Source organism: Janibacter sp. CFPM2_SD2 (assembly GCF_057364645.1).
Genome location: NZ_JBNFOF010000270.1, coordinates 1 through 3,105 on the forward strand (window position 1 = coordinate 1; position 3,105 = coordinate 3,105).

2 protein-coding genes and 2 pseudogenes are annotated in these 3,105 nt (G+C 73.4%); all 4 read left to right on the plus strand.

The window, feature by feature from the left end:
• Window positions 1-172: 172 nt before the first annotated feature.
• Window positions 173-319, plus strand: a complete 147-nt coding sequence (locus AC2W7J_RS17040; protein WP_485983862.1) for a hypothetical protein — start codon at window positions 173-175, stop codon at window positions 317-319.
• 9 nt (window positions 320-328) lie between these two features.
• A pseudogene (trpC, locus tag AC2W7J_RS17045) lies at window positions 329-987 on the plus strand (indole-3-glycerol phosphate synthase TrpC); the annotation flags it as partial.
• 141 nt (window positions 988-1,128) lie between these two features.
• The gene (trpB, locus tag AC2W7J_RS17050; RefSeq protein ID WP_485983863.1) at window positions 1,129-2,349 is read left to right on the plus strand and encodes a tryptophan synthase subunit beta; all 1,221 of its coding nucleotides are present in this window, start codon (window positions 1,129-1,131) and stop codon (window positions 2,347-2,349) included.
• Window positions 2,346-3,103 (plus strand): annotated as a pseudogene (gene trpA, locus AC2W7J_RS17055) (tryptophan synthase subunit alpha). The gene trpB and the pseudogene trpA overlap by 4 nt, the downstream one beginning before the upstream one ends.
• The last annotated feature ends 2 nt before the right edge of the window (window positions 3,104-3,105 follow it).

Consider the following 3,105-nt stretch of genomic DNA (forward strand, 5'->3'; position numbering starts at 1 on the left):
CCCTCTCCCTGAGGGCCGTCCTCGACGCTCCCGCGGTCCTCCGGGTCCGTGGCGGCCACCCACTCCGGCGGGACCGGCGCCCTCGAGGCGACCGGATCGGCGACGACCTGGCCCTGGGTAGCCGTCGTCGCGGCCGGGCTCCTCGCGATCTCCTGCGTCGGCGGGGTCGTCGGTGGTCGTCGGTGGGGGCGGTCTCGGCGGCAAGTACGAGCGCCCGGGCGGCGACCCGGACGCCGGTGACGTCAGCGGGGCGCGCGGGGAGCGGGTCGCCTCCGACTGGGACCGGGTCACCCTCGGGGACGACCCGAGCGTCGACTAGCCTGTCGGCATGCCCAGCGTCCTCGACCAGATCATCGACGGCGTCCGTGAGGACCTGGCCGGGCGCGAGGCGCAGACGTCGCTCGAGCGCCTGCAGCGCCAGTGCGACGGACTGCCCGCCCCACGCGACGCCGAGGCGCTCCTGCGGCGCCCCGGCCTGAGCGTCATCGCGGAGGTCAAGCGCTCCAGCCCGAGCAAGGGCGCCCTCTCGGACATCCCCGACCCGGCGGCGCTCGCGAGCGCCTACGCCGAGGGTGGGCGAGCGCGATCTCCGTGCTCACGGAGCAGCGCCGCTTCGGCGGCAGCCTCGACGACCTCGACGCCGTCCGCGCCGCCGTCGACCTGCCGGTCCTGCGCAAGGACTTCATGGTCAGCGAGTACCAGATCTGGGAGGCGCGGGCCCACGGCGCCGACATCATCCTGCTCATCGTCGCCGCGCTCGACGACCGGCGCCTGGCCGACCTCATGGGCCTGGCCGGCAGCCTCGGCCTGACCGCGCTCGTCGAGGTCCACGACGAGGCCGAGACGACCCGCGCGGTGGACGCCGGCGCCACCGTCATCGGCGTCAACAACCGCAATCTCAAGACGCTCGACGTCGACACCGACACCTTTGCCCGCCTCGCCCCGCTCATCCCCCCTTCGTGCGTCCGGATCGCCGAGTCCGGCGTCACGGGACCGCAGGAGGCCGAGCTCTTCGCCCGGGCCGGGGCCGACGCGATCCTCGTCGCGAGGCTCTCGTCGTCGGCGGAGACCGCCGGCCGGGGTGCGCGCGATGATCGCCGCAGGCCAGCAGTGACGACCGGAGGACCCATGACCGACCAGACCACCCCCGAGCCCGCGGCGGGCCGCTTCGGCCGCTTCGGCGGGCGCTACGTCCCCGAGGCGCTCATCCCGGCGCTCGAGGAGCTCGACGAGGCCCGGCAGAAGGCCGCCGTCGACCCCGAGTTCGTCGACGAGCTCGCCCGGCTGCACCGCACCTACACGGGCCGGCCGAGCATCATCACCGAGGTGCCGCGCTTCGCCGAGCACGCCGGTGGCGCCCGGATCATCCTCAAGCGCGAGGACCTCAACCACACGGGCAGCCACAAGATCAACAACGTGCTCGCCCAGACGCTGCTCACCAAGCGCATGGGCAAGACCCGGGTCATCGCCGAGACGGGCGCCGGGCAGCACGGTGTCGCGACGGCGACCGCCGCGGCCCTCATGGGCCTGGAGTGCACCGTCTACATGGGCAAGGTCGACACCGAGCGGCAGGCGCTCAACGTCGCCCGCATGAAGATCCTCGGCGCCGAGGTCGTCGCGGTCGAGCACGGCAGCGCGACCCTCAAGGACGCGATCAACGAGGCCATGCGCGACTGGGTGACCAACGTCGAGCACACCCACTACGTCCTCGGCACGGTGACCGGCCCGCACCCCTTCCCCGAGATGGTCCGTGATTTCCACAAGATCATCGGCGAGGAGGCCCGTGAGCAGGTGCTCGAGCTCACCGGGCGCCTGCCCGATGCCGTCATCGCGTGCGTCGGCGGCGGGTCCAATGCCATGGGCATCTTCCACCGCTTCGTCGGCGACGAGGGCGTCCGCCTCGTCGGCGTCGAGGCCGGCGGCGAGGGCATCGAGACCGGTCGGCACGCCGCGCGCTTCGCGACGGCCGAGCCGGGTGTCCTCCACGGGGCGATGAGCTATCTCATGCAGGACGACGAGGGCCAGACCCTCGAGACGCACTCGATCTCCGCGGGCCTTGACTACCCGAGCGTCGGCCCCGAGCACTCCCACCTGCGCGACTCCGGCCGGGCCGAGTACCGCTATGCCACCGACGAGCAGGTGATGCACGCCTTCCAGCTGCTCTGCCGCACCGAGGGCATCATCCCGGCCCTGGAGTCCTCGCACGCCCTGGCGACGGCACTCGAGGTCGGGCAGGAGCTCGGCCCCGACGGCCTGCTCCTCGTCAACCTCTCCGGTCGCGGGGACAAGGACATGCACACCGCCGCCGAGTACTTCGGCTACGTCGACGGGTCGGAGGAGCAGGCGTGAGCGCCCTGGACGAGGTCTTCGCCCGCTGCCGGGCCGAGGGGCGCGCGGCGCTCATCGGTTACCTGCCCGTCGGCTTCCCCGACGTCGAGGGGTCGATCGCCGCGGTGCGGGCCCTCGCCGAGGCCGGTGCCGACATCGTCGAGGTCGGGATGCCCTACAGCGACCCGGTCATGGACGGTCCGGTCATCCAGCGAGCCGCGACCGAGGCGCTGGCCCAGGGGGTGCACGTCGACGACGTCTTCCGGGCCACCGCCGCGGTGCGTGACGCGGGCGCGGTGCCCGTCGTCATGTCCTACTGGAACTTGGTCCTGCGCCGCGGGGTCGACCGCTACGCGGCCGACCTCGCGCCGCCGGTGGAGCCGGCATCATCACGCCCGACCTGATCCCCGAGGAGGCCGGGGAGTGGACCGAGGCGAGTGAGCGCCACGGCCTCGACCGGATCTTCCTCGTCGCCCCCAGCTCGACCCCCGAGCGCATCGCGACCGTCACGGCGGCCTGCAGCGGCTTCGTCTACACCGCGTCGACGATGGGTGTGACCGGCACCCGCGGCAGCGTGGGCAGCAGCGCCCCGCAGCTCGTCGCCCGGGTCCGTGAGGCGACCGACCTCCCGCTGTGCGTCGGGCTCGGCGTGAGCAACGGTGCCCAGGCGGCCGAGGTCGCCACCTTCGCCGACGGGGTCATCGTCGGCAGCGCGCTCGTGGCCACCCTGCTCGACCGCGGCGTGACGAGGGGCTCGCCGCGCTGCGGGAGCTGACC

Excerpts from the sequence above, each read along its gene's own strand:
- trpB (WP_485983863.1), top strand. The coding sequence starts at position 1,129 with ATGACCGACCAGACCACCCCCGAGCCCGCGGCGGGCCGCTTCGGCCGC.